The organism is Streptomyces canus 299MFChir4.1, assembly GCF_000383615.1.
Taxonomy (GTDB): Bacteria; Actinomycetota; Actinomycetes; order Streptomycetales; family Streptomycetaceae; genus Streptomyces; species Streptomyces canus_C.
Window position 1 is genome coordinate 63,538 of the sequence record NZ_KB911617.1, and the last position, 15,630, is coordinate 79,167.

General features: G+C 65.7%; 13 protein-coding genes and 1 pseudogene. 6 read left to right on the forward strand and 8 right to left on the reverse strand.

Annotated features, from left to right (window positions below; genetic code table 11):
* The first annotated feature begins 218 nt into the window (after positions 1-218).
* On the forward strand, positions 219-365 hold the full coding sequence (locus tag H293_RS55840; protein WP_020123505.1) for a transposase: 147 nt from the start codon (positions 219-221) through the stop codon (positions 363-365).
* A gap of 44 nt (positions 366-409) precedes the next feature.
* Here the strand turns inward: H293_RS55840 and H293_RS0140605 are convergent, their stop codons facing one another.
* Positions 410-2,302, reverse strand: coding sequence for a TerD family protein (locus H293_RS0140605; RefSeq protein ID WP_020123506.1), 1,893 nt, complete (start codon positions 2,300-2,302; stop codon positions 410-412).
* A 667-nt stretch (positions 2,303-2,969) separates the two neighbouring features.
* On the opposite strand from H293_RS0140605, the gene H293_RS0140610 reads away from it, so the two are divergent.
* The 4 genes and pseudogenes from H293_RS0140610 to H293_RS60685 all read left to right on the forward strand — a co-directional run bounded on the left by H293_RS0140610 (position 2,970) and on the right by H293_RS60685 (position 6,079).
* A complete protein-coding gene (locus H293_RS0140610) occupies positions 2,970-4,016 on the forward strand; it encodes a hypothetical protein (RefSeq protein WP_020123507.1) in 1,047 nt (348 codons plus the stop codon).
* Positions 4,017-4,214: 198 nt separating this feature from the next.
* Positions 4,215-5,183 carry a hypothetical protein gene (locus tag H293_RS0140615; RefSeq protein ID WP_158694504.1) on the forward strand — a complete coding sequence of 323 codons (969 nt, stop codon included), beginning with the start codon at positions 4,215-4,217 and terminating at the stop codon, positions 5,181-5,183.
* Between the two features lie 130 nt (positions 5,184-5,313).
* Positions 5,314-5,465: pseudogene (locus H293_RS60680) on the forward strand (transposase); the annotation flags it as partial.
* A 479-nt stretch (positions 5,466-5,944) separates the two neighbouring features.
* Positions 5,945-6,079, forward strand: a complete 135-nt coding sequence (locus H293_RS60685) for a hypothetical protein (RefSeq protein ID WP_020123509.1) — start codon at positions 5,945-5,947, stop codon at positions 6,077-6,079.
* 201 nt (positions 6,080-6,280) lie between these two features.
* Here H293_RS60685 and H293_RS0140625 read toward each other — a convergent pair whose 3' ends face one another.
* The 7 genes from H293_RS0140625 to H293_RS0140660 all read right to left on the reverse strand — a co-directional run bounded on the left by H293_RS0140625 (position 6,281) and on the right by H293_RS0140660 (position 14,082).
* Entirely contained in the window at positions 6,281-6,691 is a 411-nt protein-coding gene (locus H293_RS0140625; protein WP_020123510.1) for a type II toxin-antitoxin system VapC family toxin, read from the reverse strand.
* The gene (locus H293_RS55845) at positions 6,688-6,969 is read right to left on the reverse strand and encodes a type II toxin-antitoxin system Phd/YefM family antitoxin (RefSeq protein ID WP_078612827.1); all 282 of its coding nucleotides are present in this window, start codon (positions 6,967-6,969) and stop codon (positions 6,688-6,690) included. The genes H293_RS0140625 and H293_RS55845 overlap by 4 nt, the downstream gene beginning before the upstream one ends.
* 353 nt (positions 6,970-7,322) lie before the next feature.
* A complete protein-coding gene (locus H293_RS51040) occupies positions 7,323-8,399 on the reverse strand; it encodes a caspase family protein (protein ID WP_033416248.1) in 1,077 nt (358 codons plus the stop codon).
* A gap of 39 nt (positions 8,400-8,438) precedes the next feature.
* Positions 8,439-10,919 carry a GAP1-N1 domain-containing protein gene (locus H293_RS0140645; RefSeq protein WP_028808622.1) on the reverse strand — a complete coding sequence of 827 codons (2,481 nt, stop codon included), beginning with the start codon at positions 10,917-10,919 and terminating at the stop codon, positions 8,439-8,441.
* A gap of 3 nt (positions 10,920-10,922) precedes the next feature.
* Positions 10,923-11,774, reverse strand: a complete 852-nt coding sequence (locus tag H293_RS51045; protein ID WP_033416250.1) for a TRAFAC clade GTPase domain-containing protein — start codon at positions 11,772-11,774, stop codon at positions 10,923-10,925.
* Complete coding sequence (locus tag H293_RS0140655) at positions 11,771-12,616, reverse strand: TRAFAC clade GTPase domain-containing protein (RefSeq protein WP_199790250.1); 846 nt, start codon at positions 12,614-12,616, stop codon at positions 11,771-11,773. The genes H293_RS51045 and H293_RS0140655 overlap by 4 nt, the downstream gene beginning before the upstream one ends.
* A 116-nt stretch (positions 12,617-12,732) precedes the next feature.
* Positions 12,733-14,082 carry a GTPase-associated system all-helical protein GASH gene (locus tag H293_RS0140660; protein ID WP_020123517.1) on the reverse strand — a complete coding sequence of 450 codons (1,350 nt, stop codon included), beginning with the start codon at positions 14,080-14,082 and terminating at the stop codon, positions 12,733-12,735.
* Between the two features lie 529 nt (positions 14,083-14,611).
* On the opposite strand from H293_RS0140660, the gene H293_RS51050 reads away from it, so the two are divergent.
* Positions 14,612-15,325 (forward strand): serine/threonine-protein kinase, encoded by a 714-nt coding sequence (locus tag H293_RS51050; protein ID WP_310591956.1) that lies wholly within the window; start codon positions 14,612-14,614, stop codon positions 15,323-15,325.
* Positions 15,326-15,630: the final 305 nt, after the last annotated feature.

The following is a 15,630-nucleotide window of genomic DNA, read 5'->3' on the forward strand; positions in this document are numbered from 1 at the left end:
AGCGCCACGGAGAACACGGAATCCGGTCGAGGGCATGATCATGCTCTGACCAGTACAAACAGTCACGACCAGCCTGCTGCAACCCTGCGCGTTAGGCCTACAGCTCCCGCGGCCTCCGCGCCTAACTGCGCCGACGCGGCATCGCGCAGACCATCCCGGAGAAGACCGACCAGCAGTGACACAGGCACAACCGCGGCCGCCGTGGCGGGCGACCACCAGTGTTCGACCGGCAGATCTACCGCCAACGCAACATCGTTGAGCGCTGCTTCAACCGGCTCAAGGGCTTCTGCGGCATCGCAACCCGATACGAAAAGACCGCCACCTCCTACGAAGCGGCGGTCACACTCGCGTCAGTCCTGCTCTGAGCAAGATCCGTTTGAAGACGAGCTCTAGTACAACGGCATTGCCCCTAGTTGGCGATGTCGACTCCGTATCCCCGGGCGAGAGAGGCGAGTGCGTGATCGTAGCCCTGGCCGATGGCTCGTAGGCGCCAGATGGGGCCTCTGCGGTAGATCTCTGCCAGGAGCAGGGTGCGTTCGGTTGTCGCGGCATCGAGGGTGGCGCGGGTGAGGGGAGAGCCGCTGGTGCCGGGAGCCGCACCGATCTGGATCGGGCCAACTGCCCCGAAGGTGGCCAGGCCGTCGATGGCCGCGGCGACGACGACCTTCCGCGTCGCGGGCGGCAGGGATGCTAGATGAAGTGCGATGGTTTGTTCGGCGGGTCCGCCGGTCAGCAGCCGCACAGTCCCGGCGGGGTTTTCCGGGGCGCCGTAGAAGATGAAGTCCTCGTCGAAGAGGACCTGTTCGTCCTCGTCGAGCATGAAGGCGACAACGTCGATCTCGCAGTCGCTCTGCGGAGCCCAGGTGGCTGTGATGTACCACTCGGGCGCCGGTTGGCCGGCAGGCATGGGCAAATCGATGACTCCGCCCCGCGGCAGCACGTGCGGTTCCTTCAGTCTGCTGACCGCAGTGTCCAGGTCGGTGGAAATCGGGAACATGAGCCATTCCGCGTCGTGCACGGCAAGTCCGAGAGCGGTGATGCGGCTCATGCGACGGTCCTTGTCGCCGTCGGCGAGGACGACGACGTCGGTGACACTCGTGGACAGGTTGACCGCTGCGGACCCGCCCAACTCGACCACGCGGCTACGGGCTGCGGCGGCATCGGCGTGGGCACCGCCAAGCACCAGCACGCGGCGGCTCATCAACGGCCCGACCAAGCTGCTGTCCGCTTCGCCGGGTTGGTGCGGAACGGGGACAGTTATGCCTGGGGCGGATGGCGTCAGGACGGACACTTCCGGGACGGACGCAGCATCGGATTCTGGCACGGTGGCCTGAACTTCTGTCGTTGACGGAGCGGTCAGAGATGCAGCAACCGTTGCCTCATGCACTGTCCCGTTCTGCACGTCGGCCAACAGCCGCAGGAACGTGTGCTCGTCGATGACCGGCACGCCCTCGGCGGCTGCACGTCGGGCCTTCGCGGACTGCGTCGCCGGCTCGTTGGTGACGAGCACGCTGGTGTGCCGGCTCACGGAGGTCATCATGTTGAGCCCGGCCGCGACAGCCCGCCCGACGAGCTCCGCCCGCGCATGTGCGGTCTCACCGGTTATCGCGATCTTCATCCCCTGTAGCAGCGGCCCGCCGGGGGTCATCCGCCCTGGATTGCGGTAGGCGCACGGTGTCTTGGGTGGCTTCGGCGTGAACCGCGATTCCGCCCGTGGCGGGCAACTCACCAGTGGCAACGGCAGATCGAGCCGCGCTGCCTCGCGCAGCGAAGCCCGCAAGATCCCGGCAAGCACCCGGGTGTCGTCCAGCGCATCGTGCGCGCGCTGCTGCGGGACGCCGTAGTGGGCGGCCAGTGTGCCCAGCTTCATGTCGTCCGTCGGCGGGTCCACCTGCCGGTTCAGAGCCAATGTGCACAGCCGCTGGGACACCGGCAGCCACATCCGCGCGCGGGCGAACTCGTAGGCCAGGAAGTCGTAGTCGAACTGGGCGTTGTGGGCGACCAGGACCCGGTCCTGGAGCATCGCCCCGATCCGACCGGCAACCTGGTCGAAGGTCGGCGCACCCCGCAGCTGCTCGACGGTCAGCCCGTGCACCTCCACTGGCCCCGGGTCGCATCCAGGGTCGAGGAGTGTGGAGAACTCGCCGGTCTGCTCACCGTCAGGTCCGATCGTGATCACTGCGACGGCCAGCACCCGGTCCCGCCGCGCGATGAGCCCGGAGGTCTCCACGTCCACCAGGGCCCAATCACCGGCGTAGTCGCCCGTGACGGGCAGGTCGAAGGAGGCGGAGACAAGACTCATAGTGGCAAGGATGATCCGATATGCGGCCCTGCTTCAACCCGCATGCCGTTTTGCCCTGCTCCCGGAGCCAGTGACGCTGGCCTGAATGCGACCAGTCACCGGACATCAAGGCGGCGCGTCGTTCCGGGGCTGGCACCATCACGTCACGCTGGTCTCGGCGGCGCACGCGTACGGCCTGCTCGGGCGGGCGTCCGGCACCGACGGCTGGCAGTCGCCGTCAGGCGGCGGGAGGCTGCCGACTAGGTCGAGAATCTGTCGCAGCCCGCCCGCGGTCCGAAGGAGGGCGGGGCGGGTCGAGAGCGGGGCCCCAGCAGAATGGCTTGGTGCAACTGGCGAGGCGCCGGGACGGTTCTTATGCCGAGTTCCTCGGCGAATACAGCGGACAACTGCTGGCAGACCGTGAGCGCCTGGCACCCGCCTGGCCCGCTGACAGACCAAACAGGTGACAGGGTGCCATCAGAGCGTGACATCGCCATACCGCCTGGTGCATGGTGAGCTCGGCCTTTCGGAAGGCCCCTCCCGACACTGACCGACCGCGGTGTCTCGGGACGAAGGAGCCGTTCTTTGCTCCATCCGAGATGCATCAACAGATCCCGATCACGCACTCTCGTCCTGTACTTGGCCGCGCTGGGTCGGCGGCTGGCAGCCATGCGCCAGGGAGAGAGCTATGCCCCGAGGACACGCCGACCGCAACGCCAGGCGTTACCAGCAGTACACAGGAATTGGCCACCAAGCGGCTCTCCGGCAGCTCAAGGACCGTGCACCCGGAAACCGGCCGATCCCAACGGCCGAAGGCGCCCAGCAACTCCTTGAAGGCCTCGTCTTCCAGCACCTCAAGGGAGACGTCGACTACTTCGCGCACCCCGTGGGAATCACATCGGTTCTGCCCGCCACAGGCAGCCTCACCCTCACGCTCGACGCCTCCTCGACGCGGCATGGCCATACGCTCGCCGCCCATGCGCTGGAGGGCCTGCTTCCCGTCGAACTCCCAGCGTCGGAGCGATCCGAAGACGACCCGGAGATCATCGGCGTGCAGGGCATCCGGGTAGTTCGGGCAACCCGGACTGCTCTCCATCTCACTCTTGTGGGCACCTCCGCCAGCGTGATCCTCACCAGCGCTGGCGATACCGACTGGAAGGCGCTCCTCGACACACGGCACAGAGAGCTGACGGATTCCGGCTACCGGCCCTGCTGGGGCGATCCCATGTTCGCCGAGCAGGAACGAGACTTCCGCGCCGCGCATGCCGAGTGGTGCCTGGCGACGGAAAGCTCTTCCTGGCTTTCCAGCGGCCTGCTCCGTCGGGTAGGACTCCTCCACGAAGCGGGCGCCGCCTATTGCACTCGGTACTGGGTCACCTGGGACGACTGGAAGTTCGAGCTGCGCCACGACCCGGGTGTGCAGCCACCCCACGATCTCCTCGTTGATCTTCTCGTCCACTCGTGGTGGGGCATGCCGCTGAGCGTGGACATGCGGCACTGCCAATGCGACGCCACCTGGGCCGATCCGCGATACGACCGTGAATGCCGTCTCGAACTCAGTAGCCCTGCAGGAAGCTCGGGCACACTCCAGCTTCGCTTCAGGGCCATGGGAACGTGGTGCGAGTCGCGCGATACCTATGAAGACCTCCTGCGCGCCGGTGCTGCCTCTCGGTGGCTGCGCCGTGTCATGCCGCGGCACCATCGTGCCGGCACGGAGACGAACCAAGAGGAATGACCGAGAACCGTGAGCGGCACAGTGCTGCCATTGCCGCACGAACCTGTTGTTGCTCGGCGGTCGATCCGTCCGCCTCCGCGCACCACCAGCCCTGGCTACCCCGACCTGAAGTCAATCTGCGCCACTGCCGGCATGACCACCATGAGGAGTTCGTAGAGTTGGCTGGCGCCGGTGCTTGACGTTTTACAGGGGGACGGTATGGCAGCAGTTCAGCACTCGCGCCTGGGTGCAAATCTGAGCTCGTGGAAGGACCTTCTCAAGTCCTGGCTGCGAGGGCATTCAGAGACGTGGCAGTTCGCCGTGGGGCATGCGCTCGCATTCCCTTTCGTGGCACTTCAGTTGATCATGGTGATGATCGGCTCAGGACGAGGCGCTGTGATCTGCTTGGCGCTGGCGAGCGTCGCTTGTGTCGCTGCCGGATGGTTGATGCGCCCTTGGTTTGAGGCGCTGCCGCGGAAGGAGCAGCGGCGGATCACGACCGTGCCTTTGATCGGTTACCTGAGCCTGGTCGCCTTGTTTGTCCTCTGTTGCCTGCTGTTGGGTCCCCAGGATCGCGGCCTGGCATCGATGCTTCTGTTCCTCGTGTGGACGTACCACTCCTTGTACGGGTCCGCTTTCGAGCCGTCGGGCTTCGCATACGAGCGTCTTCGCGGAAGGCTGCGCCGAGCCGCGCCGGTGCGGGTCGCTGTCATCTGGTGCGGGATGGCGGGGCTGTTCTTTCTGCTCCAGGGATTGAGGGAGCGCAGCGAGTACAAGACTGTCGTGTTCGGGACCATGGTCACGTTGAGCCTGGCAGGCGTGGCTGCGTCGCTGAAGGTGTTCACTCGGGTCCGTCGGCTCTCCACGAGCCTTGAGATTCATGTGGACAAGTTGGTCATCGAGTTGGAGCGACTGCGCGTCCTTCCGGAGGAGAGGCATTCCGAGCAGCAGATCGCGGTGGAGAGTGCTTGGAGAGACCTTCGCAGGATCCTGCTTAACAAGATCGATACCGGGTTCAACATCTCCGGGGTCTTCGTCCTGCCTCAGACGGCGTTCAGAGAGTTGCAAAACGATGTGCACCGGGCCCAGCGGGCTGCTGGATCGGACTTCGCGACGCATCGCTCCGTAATCGCCAGGCTCCGCCTTATCCGGATGTCGTGCGCCGGCGGGACAGACACGTTGGCGTAGCGGTTCGCCGAGCTGGCGAAGGAGGTGGTGCTCGGGCTGGCTGAGCATGGCTGGGGGGCCGCATAGATGAACGGCCACCGGCTGATCTTTGAAGTGTCGAAGCCTCGAAGGGGATTAGCACGATGACGGCGCCGCGGCGAGTCCCGATCTACTGCGCGCAATGGCCAAGACGTTCGCCGACGCCCTCATGTCCGCCGAGGATGACGCTCTCTGCAACGCCGAATAGGGCAGGTCAGCGAGGAATGCGTCAACCAACGCAACGGCTACCGCCCGCGCGAGTGGGGGCATGTACTACGCGGGTCTGCGTTCGGAGGAGGCGGTCGCGGTGGCGCTGCCGGACTGCCGGCTGCCCCGCACCGGGTGGGGGCGGTTGATCCTGCACCGTACTCGGCCGCAGGCGGGCAAACGGTGGACCGACACCGGCGAGTTCCATGATGAGCGGGGGCTGAAGAACCGCCCGCCGGGGGAGACGCGGGTGGTGCGGTTGCCCCCGCATCTGGTGGCGATGTGGAGGGAGCATGTCGCCACGTTCGGTACGGCCGACGACGGGCGGCTGTTCGCACCGAGCAGGGCCGGGTCGTCAGCTACTCCACCTACCACCGTCTGGTGCGAGAGCCGCGACGTTGCCCTGTTTCCGGCGCTGTCCATCACGCCGCTCGCGAAGCGGCCGTGCGATCTGCGGCACTCGGCACTCGGCGCTGTGTGCGGGCGCGGACCCGGCCGAGGTCGCCCAGTGGGCCGGCAACAGCGTCGAGGTCCCCTTGTCCCGGTACGCGAAGTGGCTGGACTACCGCCAGGCCATCAACAACCAGTGCATCGAGGGGCTGTTGGGGGAGTACGACCAGCCCCGCGAGCCCCGCGAGCCCGGCGAGCCCGGCGAGCAGGACGAGGACTAGCACGTCCGCTCCTCCGGATGCCCAGTGCAGGACGCCAGAGTGCTACCGAACAGACGGGTCCGGTCCGCTCGGTCAGGGTGCGCCCCGGCAGTCTGTAATGACTTCTGGTCGGCTACTGCGGCCGGTCGTGCCTCGCGTTGGTGAAGCCCCCTGCGGAAGGGCACGCCGGACCTGTCGGGCGGGCGAGTTGTTCCGGCTCCGTCATGAAGGTGCGAGATGCGGCAGGCCGAGGGCCGAGACAGCGTCCGCCAGTTCCTTGTCGTAGGTGACGAAGCCATCCAGCTCTCGGTGCAGAGGGGCGGCGGTGGCCAGGTGGATGGCGTCGAGAGTGCCGAGTTTTTGCACTTCGAAGCCCGCGGCGCGGGCCAGGACGTCGTCGCTGAGGATGATCTGGTCTATCCCGGCGAGCGTGTTGCCGACCAGGAACGGCACGCGTTGCCGGTCGACACCGGCCCGCCGGAAGGTGCGCGCGATCTCGACCCCGGCCAGCTGGGAGGTTACGAGACGACCGTCGACGCCCAGCCCTGCCCGCCAGCTGCGAAGCGCCTGCGTCTCTGCCTCCTGCTGTACGAACTTCAGCAGAGCGCAGGTGTCCATGTAGTAGAGGCTCAACGCGTGCGCTCCCGGTCGCGCTCGGCGATCAGCGCATCCGACAGCGATGGCAGCTCGGCCAGATCGCTGATCAGCTCGGGCAGCGCGCCTGGATTCACTGCGCGACGCACGTGGCCGGTCGCCATCAGTTGGTCCAGGGCTGACGTGGGTTCTTCGGCGGGGGACATGCGAATGACAGGCTTGCCGTGCTCAGTGACGACGAGCGTCTCACCTGCACGAACCCTCGCTGTGACTTTAGACGGATGGTGGTTCAGTTCTCCAAGCGGGATGGTCTCCATGCATTAAAGGTACACAAATAATGTGTACAATGGGAGGTCGAAGTGAGGCACACGGGCCACAACCCGCCGTGCATCGACCGGTGCGTCCGCGACGGTCCGCCAGTGAGAGCCGTGCATGCGCCGCGACGAGGCCGCGCACACCGGGCCAGAGCGCGGTGTCCAGCGAAGGTCATGCCCGCACCAAGATCCGCTCACCTTTGTCGGTCATATCCTTGATGACCAGCGGAGACAGACCCGAGAAGACTGCCTGCATAAACTCGCAGCCGACAGCTGGCGGTTTCCGCATCTTCATAGCCCCGTCCGCAGAGCCCAATATCTCCCAGTGGAAATTCAGAACGAGCGTTATGGTGCACCTATTCTCGAGCCTTCAGGGCTGTGAGTTCGGGATGGTGCGGGAAGTCGTCGGTTGCAGTGTCGAGCAGTGTGCGGAGACTGATCTGCTGACCACCTCCGCCGAGTTTGAGGTTGCGTAGTGCGGCGAACCAGTTCGCGCGGCCGGTTCCCTGGAGTTTCAGGCGTGAGATGTCTCCGCCTGCGCGGGCCCAGATCTCCTGATCGGTCGGACCGGCGGGGTACAGGTCGGCCATGATGGTTTCGATCGTGCGCCAGTGGTCGGGCTGAACTGGTTGTGCGGGGGTCGAAGCTTTCAGGCCGCCGCGGTCGAGTGCGACGGGGAAGTTGTCTTCCAGGTCGGAGGCCTTGAAGATGGGGTGCTGTCGCCCGGGAAAGGCTATGCGGACATTTTCGGCGACGTGGTTGAAGACATCGAAGACCCGAATGAGACCGTCTCCCGTTGTACGCGCTTTTCCTTCAAGCGATTCGAGGAGATACTGAGTGAAAACGCTGTTACGCGCGCCGTTCAGTACCAGGGAGTATTCCTGCGCGCGCGATGAGGCAATGACGACGCGGCCGGTTCCCTGGGCGAGTTGTTGGAGAGATTTTTCGCTGAACCCGGGGTGGATAGGGTCTTCGTCGGTGTGTGTCTTCAGCACGGCCACTCCGCCGGCGTGGCAGGCGTCGATCAGTACCAGGAGCCGTTGTGCCTTGATTGCGGCGAGTGCTGCAGTGAGCTCAACTTCGGGGAGGGTCGTTCCCGGAAGATCATTGGCCTGGAAGTCCACAGGGAGGAGGGCGCTTGTATCGCCAACGCCTGTGGAGAATCGGCCGCCATGTCCCGAAAAGAAGATGACGACGGTGTCCTCTGCCGTGGACGTTGATGCCAGGTCGGCCAGGCCGGATCGAATGCCCTGCAAGGTTGCCTGGTCGTCCAGGAGGACCTGGACTTGGTCCGGCGGGAAGCCGCAGTACTCTGCTGCCCGGAGGACGGATGCGGTATCCCGGGCATCGTTCAGCACGGCTTCAGGGAGGCTACTTATATTCTCGTAGTTGGCGACGCCGATTACTAGTGCTCGTCTTGTTCCGAGGGTCACTTTTTCGTAGCCTCATTTTCTTTGCGTACCGCTCGGCGGTCATCGCTCGTTCGTGAATTCTTGGTTATCGGCGAAGAAGCGGAGTGGCTGATTCGCTGGGTAGTCGTTACGCATTTCATTCAGCAGTAGCTTCAGGTGAGGATTTCCGATGCCGTGCTCGATGCGCTGGAGTGCTTGGTGCCACCGTGTGCGGCCACTGCCTCGTTGGTCGAGATCGGCAGTGCGGCCTCCGGCTCGTTCCCACAGCTCCTGGTCGTTGGGCCCTGCCGGGTAGAGTTCGGCCGCCAGGTCTTCCAGTGCTTTCCACCTTTCGGCGGTGCTGATGGCAGACAAGTTGAGTCGCCATCGGTCCCACAGACCGATCATGGGCAGGCACGCGCGCAGCGCGGGCCGGACGTCGTCGCGCCCTTGTCGCAGCATGCCTGTGAGCTCGTCAGCCGTGTGTCTCCAATGCCGGTCGAGTGCGAGACCGCCGATGGCCTCCCATGTAGAGGGAGGAATGCGCTGCCCATTCGAGAGCGCTGCGCGAAGCCATCTACGGAATCGGTATTCGTCGAATGTCGGCAACGCCGCCACAATCCCGACTACCTCACCGGCTTCCATGCGGCTGAGGTGGCTGTCGAGTTCGGGGCTTCCGAGAACAGCGGTTTGGAGGTGCGGTTCCAGGTGGAAGGGGGGCAGGCCCACACGGGCCTTCTCTAGCCATCCGTGTACGGTCGCCCGAGTGAGAGAATCGAGATCTGGGCCGCTGAGTTTGGCCCATACTTCGGAACGGCGTGGGAAGGAACCGAGGTCGGCCAGGGGGGTGCGGGACAGGCGCCGGATGAGGCCGTCCTGAACCGGTCGACCGTCGATGAGGTCGGTGAGCGCGGCGTGGAATGCGGCTTGTGGATTGGCGGGACCTTGCCAGGCGTTCAGGTCGCATTTCAGCGAAGCCGTCCACAGACCCTGAACTGTCTGAGTGGAGAAGTCGAGGTCCGCGAGGAGGGCTGGCGTCCGGGCGGCGTAGTTGCCCGCCAGGTCAATCATCCGTGGGTCGTCGATCTCAACGGAGCAGCGCACAATCTGTTCTGGCGTCGCGTTCCTCAACGCCAGTTCCAGGCCATCTGCCACGGAGTGGGGTTCGGCGGTGAGCTGGAGGCGGGCGGCCTCGCACGGGGGGAAGGCGGTCGACACCGCGGCGCCGTGCAGCCGGGGAAAGCGCTCTTCGCGAGCGATGTCGATCACGTGCTGCGCCGCGCGGAGGGGAAGCGCGCGTGGAGCGGTTTCAACCAACCGACCTACCAGTGCGTGGTCCGGCCTAGCCGCTGTCCACAGGGGTCGCGTGAGTTCTGGATCAGCGGCTACCCAGCGCCACACGGCGCGGGCGAACGCCGGACCTGGTGTGCCTGCTGCCTTCCGTAGGCCTCCAAGTACGGCCTCCCTCCACTGGCGGGTGCTTTTGGACGTGTGTGTGGCGTCCTGGATCATCGTCGTGAACGAGGTGTCCTGGGCCGGCGGGAAGGTGTTGTCCCCGGTCCAGGTCTCCAGTTGTGTCCATACAGCCTGCGCGTGCTCGAACCCTTGCATGTCGAGGTTGCGAAGTGTCAGGACATCGCCCGTGGTCGCGGTCTCAAGCTGATGCAGCAGCCGCCGCAGGAGCTTGGCCTTACCCCTCGTGCCGCGGGTGGGATCGGGTGATAGCCGCTGCACAAGCCGCACGGCGGTGATGGTGTCATTGATGGTGTCCGGTGCATCGGTAGTGAGCCGGTATGCCTGTTCCAGCAGCAGGAGTTCGCTGAAGGCGGTGGCTTCGGCTCCGATTTCGTCAGCGAAGGAGCGTAGTAGCGTGCCTTGTTCGTGGCCGGTGAGGGCGGCAGCCGCCAGGGAACCTGGCGCCAGTGACACGGTGTCCAGCCGCTGGTGCCCGCGCCACCGCCCGACGAGGGCGCGAGGGGTGCACACGAGTGCTGGCGTTGGAGTCTCGACAAGGTCGGTGGGGCCGAAGCTCAGGCGGAACGCGAACTTGCGACGCAGGGCCGGCCACAGCCGAGCCCACAAGGACACGACGAGGGCGTCGAAGTCTTGGTGGCCCAGGCGGACCGCGGGGCCGGCCGAGCGCTGCGCGAGTGTTGCCGCGGCCGCTGGCAGATCGGTTGCGGCAGGCGGGATGTCGTTCCCGAGTTCGACTTCCAGCGGCGTGATGGCCACAGGGGCGTGGGGTCGGGTCATCAACCAGGCGAGAAGGGGCCGCAGGTCGGAGGCAGAGACGAGATCATTGAGCGGCACGATGAGCGCGTGGGAGAGCACCATTCCAGCCCGCGTTGCCTGCGCGTCGAGAAAGGTGCGAGCGAGCACGTAGTAGTCATGGTGGGGAAACCCTGACAGGAAAGGCGACCACTCCACGCCGGGCGGTGCGGTGTCAGGCAGGTCAAGTCGGGGTGCCAGCTCCGCTGCAAGGCTCCGGCGGCCACTGGCTTCCCTCAGTCCGTGCCCTCCCCGGACCTCCCCGAACAGTGCCTGTTCTGCATGTATACGCAAGGCCTAGTCCGCCTCTTGTTGGCTCTGTTGGTCAAGGAGGAGATGGATTGGCCAGGTGAGGTCGGGTGAGCGCTCCCCTTCTGGTGTCACGACGAACCCGAACTGCTCCGGGCCCCGGCTGGAGTAGTCGCTGTCAGATGTGTGCGGGTTGAGGGGGCGGCCCAGGGCTGACAGCCCCATGACAGTGGGTGCGGGCCACGTGGCACTGAGGAACGCCCAGAACATCGGCAGACGTACCTGGAGCGCCTCGGACGGAGTACCTTCGAATCCGAGTTCATCCCAGCAAGTGAGGAGTACGGCCAGCTGTGGGCTTTCCGGTCGAGCTCTTGGGGACGACATGTCCCTGACGTAAATGAGCATTTGCAGAAGCTCAATGAGGCGCGCCTGGTCCGAGACCTGGTGAGCCGGATTCTCGGGGGCTGCTTTACGCAGGTCGGAAAGGGGGCGTGAGAGCACGTCGTCGCCCAACTGCGTCTGTTGGAGGCGGATCATCAGCATCCAGCGGTCCGCCTGCTGGACACGCCTGCACCAGGCGTCCGTCACGCGGCGAGTCTCGATCATGGATTTGATCTGCTCGCCGCCGTACTCGGGCCAGATGAGTTGTCCGGATGTGCCATCTTCCTGCGATACAGGCCACACGCTGTCCACGTAGATGGAGGTAGCCGTGTGATCGGCTGCTTTTCCTTCACTGAGGCTTTCGAGTGCCGCTTCGAACGGCTCAAGGTTTGTCGCCTGGCCGTTCATACGCAGTCGGCAGTCCCTCTTCATGAGCCGCCTGAGCAGTTGCGCCCCATAATGCGTTTTACCTACGCCACTCTCGCCGAGCAGAAGGATGGAATCGCCGGAAGCGCTCATGCCGATTTCACCCCGTACATGAAGAGCGGGTCGCCGCTGCCTGACGGGACAGACGGTAGGACGGCGTGCGGCCGTCGCGAGGTGAGCGCCCAGTCGAGGAGTCTGCTCAGAACGCCAGCTGCCTGTCGTTCGCCGGTATCGCCCGGGGTGACACTGACCGAGAATTCCTCGGCCTCGGGAATCGGGCCGAATACCGATTGGCGGACGGACTCCTCCATTGCGGGAGCGATAGAGACATCTGATTTGGTCCACACCAACGCAACGGGGCGTGATTTTCGCTCATCGGCCACACGGGCGGCGAGTAACTGTAGGGCACTACGGGCGGCCCCCATGCTTGCGCCCGACAGAGCTTCGCGGTCTGCTACGAGAAGAAAAACGTCCGCGTGCTCGGCGATCCAGCGGGCTCCTGCAGCCTCGGATCCGTCCTTGTTGATGGCCCACTTCTGGAACCACTCGCCAGGTGCGTCGGTGAACAGGTAGTCCACAGGCTGCTTCTGCCCGGCACGAAAGCTCAGATGCAGCAGCCCAGGAGCCCGCCCGCTGCGACTCGCGGTGTGCGGGGGAAACCCGGGCGCCTGCCCGGGGGCCCAGCGCAGGGATTCCGCCACTGCCTCCCAGCCGGCCAGGGAGAAGGAGCCAGCAAACTGGCCTGCGCGCAGTTCGGCGGCGCCTCGGCCCAACAGCAGGTACCAGGCGCCCAACATTGTCGTCTTCCCTGCGTTCTGTGGGCCGATAGTCGCGATGATCCGAGGACGGGCTCGGCCGGCGACGAAGGCGAGGTCGGCAAGTCCCAGTGCACTGCCGGACCAGGGCAGCAGTACATCACCGGTCGGCTCGGGCACGGAAGTGTCCTTGCCCGAGCCGTGATACACGGGGCATGCAGAGAGATCGACGTGGCCGAGAGCGCAGCCGGTGTCGGGAACGAAGCAGCTCTGCTGTGGGCAGTCGTCCATACCGTTCACCCTCGGCTTCGCCGCTTGCTGCTGCGGCTGGCCTTGCTGGCGGCTGTGGCGCTGGTGGCCTGGAGCTCGCGGAACACCCAGCACGCCCACTGCGCCAACGTCAGGCGTGCAGCGTCCGGCACTCCGGTCAAGCGGCGGAATGCGCTCCGGTCGCGTGAGGCGGGCGCATCGCGGTGGGCGATCAGTGTGATTACCGGACCGCGGCCTTGGGGTACCGCCGTGAGTAGCGCGCCTGCACTGCGAGCCGTATCCAGCGCTTCGTGGGTCTGTGCAAGCTCGACGAGGTCATTGACCGCGTACGTCTGTTCCGTCTCAACCAGGGGAAGGGACATCACCGTCTCAGCCAGGAAGGCCACCACGCTGGCAGGGGAGGACACCGGCACCAGCTGGTGCAGGTCGAAGGCCATCAGTGTTGCCGCCGCGGCCGGTGGCAAGTCCCGGTAGCTGACCCAGCGGGTCGGAGAGTACAGCGACTCTTTCCACCACACCAGGGCCACCCTGCGCTGAAGGCCTGTGGTGGCGGCTGCCACGGCGGTCAGTGCCTCGGCAACGTACTCGGACACGCCTGTTGCCAGCGACCGGATCGGCTCCGACAAGTCGGCGTTCTCAACGGTCAGTCCGTTTAGGCCCGCATCAAGGGCCTCGGCAACAGCGACAGCCATACGGGCGCCGAACTCGCCTGCCCAGTGAGGAGGGCTTTGGTGTGCCCAATGTGGATTCCCGTTCGAGGCCAACGTCTGGCCCTGCTGCGGGTCAACGTACTGAGGGCCTGCTGCCGCATGGAACCCGGCCTTGAGGTGGTCGACGTCCGCGGGATCTGCGGTCACCGTCAGCGGAGCGGGGTTCGGAACCTTAAGGTCTGCGACCGGGGCTGAGATGGAGGAGGGTACCGCCCACTCCGCTTCGGCCCGTGCATCGACGTCCTTCTCGATCTCCATGATCACGTCGGCCCACACCGCCGTGTCGGCACTCGGCACCGAAACCGAGAAAGCATTGCGAGCCAGGGCAACAAAAGCCGCTCCGACGGAGGGGGTGTCCGTAGCTGCCTGGACCAAACCCTCAAGAATAATGGCGCGAGCCACAGCCACCGGTGTGCCGGAGAACGTGTTCACATACGTCACCCAGTGCTTGCTGAGGGCATCGAGCGCTTCGACGATCACGGGGTCGCCGGCGTCCACCTCGGGGTCGACAGCCGCGAGGACGTATGCCACTGCTTTGGAAGGAGACTTCCTCAGCTCACTGGCCAGCTCACCGGCAGCAGCGCCGATCTTGTCGAGCTTGGCGTCATCTCCATTGACATCGATGAGCCCGCCTCTCAGGAAACGCAGAAGGATACTCTCAGCCACTTACGCCCCACCCTTGCCGTGCTGATGGCTCCCCTCTCGGGGAGGATCACATTCCGCTGTCACACTGCGGTCAGATGCCAGCCAGCTCAGCATGCCGCCACAGGTGGCTCACGCCCTGCAGCCGCTTAGGCCCTGGACTGCAAGTCAGACAACAGAGCATAAGCGACAACAGGAGAACCACGAGGCCAGTCGAGTCCGAAGTGGGCGTGTTCGGCGGGGTGTTACGTCACCTTGCACTCCGGGGACCAAAGTAGGCCGTCGCGTGGCCCGGCGAAGGTGAGTTGGGCGCCGGTCGGCCGCACGACGGCCTGTTATCAATCGAGGCTCATCGCGGAGGGCTCGGGACCGGCTGGGCGAGCATGGCACGGGTGGATCTCATCTGATGCCGACAAGCGTGCGGCGTCGGCGATCCCCGCTAGGGTTCACATCTCGTCCATAATCGCTCTCGGCGGGGGTCTTGTTCGTGTCGCGGATTGGTGCTCGTCGTGCTTCGGACCCGGCCCGGATCGGGCGTTTCCGGGTGGTCGGGGTGCTGGGCGCGGGTGGGATGAGCACGGTGTACGCCGCGGTGGGGGAGCGGGGCGAGCGGGTGGCGGTGAAGGCTGTGCACGCCGGGCAGGCGGTGGATGACCAGTTCCGGGCCCGGTTCCGGCGCGAGGTCACGGTGCTGCGGCGGGTTTCAGGGCCGTGCCTGGTGCCGCTGCTGGAGGCCGATCCCGAAGCGGACATCCCGTGGCTGGCGACTGCCTACGTACCCGGCTCGACGCTCGGCGATCACACGGCGGTGCACGGGCCGCTGACTGGAATTCAGCTGCACCTGTTCGCCGCAGGTACGGCCGGGGCGCTCGCGGCCGTGCATGCCGCCGGGGTGGTCCACCGCGACCTCAAGCCCGCGAACGTGATTCTGGCCCCGGACGGGCCGCGGGTGCTGGACTTCGGCATCGCCCACGTCGTCGACGGTACCGCGGTCACCCGCACCGGCATGCTGACCGGGACTCCGGGCTGGCTGAGCCCCGAGTACTACCGGGACGGCACTACCGGGCCGCCCGGGGACGCTTTCGCCTGGGGTGCTCTGCTCGCTTTCGCGGCCACCGGCCGCCACCCTTTCGGCAACGGCAACGCCGAGGCCGTCGCGTTCCACGTCCTCAGCGCCGAGCCGGACCTCGCCGGCGTCCCCGATGACTTGCTCAGTCTGGTCACGGCGTGTCTCGCCAAAGACCCGGGCTACCGGCAATACCAGTGACTTAAGGAATCGGGTCCCAGCTTCTTGGGACTTTGGTCGGTGGGTTGATTGGGGCTGTGCGCCAGTGCGGGGCGATGGCCACGGCCTCGGCAGGGCTCCGGTCGGGCTGGGGAGGGCGCCGGTGTTCGTCGCGTTTGACGCCGAAATTGGACATCTTGCGTTTGATGACACGGGGGTTGAAGCGCCTACGGCGCAGGGGCAGCAGGTGGCGGGCTATCTCCCGCAGGCCCTCGACGAGGGAGGCGGCCAGGTGGTCAGGGGGAAAAGGCCGCCTGCGCGGTGACCTGTCGGCGTGCGAGGCGGAT

Excerpts from the sequence above, each read along its gene's own strand:
- H293_RS0140605 (WP_020123506.1), bottom strand. The coding sequence starts at position 2,302 with ATGAGTCTTGTCTCCGCCTCCTTCGACCTGCCCGTCACGGGCGACTAC.
- H293_RS0140610 (WP_020123507.1), top strand. The coding sequence starts at position 2,970 with ATGCCCCGAGGACACGCCGACCGCAACGCCAGGCGTTACCAGCAGTAC.
- H293_RS0140615 (WP_158694504.1), top strand. The coding sequence starts at position 4,215 with ATGGCAGCAGTTCAGCACTCGCGCCTGGGTGCAAATCTGAGCTCGTGG.
- H293_RS55845 (WP_078612827.1), bottom strand. The coding sequence starts at position 6,969 with ATGGAGACCATCCCGCTTGGAGAACTGAACCACCATCCGTCTAAAGTC.
- H293_RS51045 (WP_033416250.1), bottom strand. The coding sequence starts at position 11,774 with ATGAGCGCTTCCGGCGATTCCATCCTTCTGCTCGGCGAGAGTGGCGTA.